Origin of the sequence: Mesorhizobium sp. M1A.T.Ca.IN.004.03.1.1 (assembly GCF_003997555.1) — a bacterium.
In the GTDB taxonomy this organism is placed as follows: Bacteria; Pseudomonadota; Alphaproteobacteria; order Rhizobiales; family Rhizobiaceae; genus Mesorhizobium.
This window is the reverse complement of sequence record NZ_RZTV01000197.1, coordinates 1-285: the sequence shown is the minus strand read 5'-3', so window position 1 is coordinate 285 and position 285 is coordinate 1. Positions and strand designations below refer to the sequence as shown.

General features: G+C 64.9%; 1 pseudogene. It reads left to right on the top strand.

From position 1 onward, the window contains the following. Positions 1-285, top strand: a pseudogene (locus tag EOD29_RS31315) (histidine phosphotransferase); the annotation flags it as partial.

Below are 285 nucleotides of genomic sequence, written 5' to 3'. Positions count from 1 at the left end.
AAGAACCCGAACCTCACCCTGTCCGGCCCGGATCTGGCCGCGCTTCTCTGCAGCCGCGTTTGCCACGACGTCATCTCGCCCGTCGGCGCGATCAACAACGGCCTGGAACTCTTGGATGAAGGCGGAGCTGATTCCGATGCAATGGATCTGATCCGCACCAGTGCGCTCAACGCCTCGGTCCGTTTGAAATTCGCGCGCCTCGCCTTCGGCGCCTCCGGTTCCGTCGGCGCCTCGATCGATACCGGCGAGGCCGAGCGGGCCGCGAAGGATTTTGCACTCGCCGAG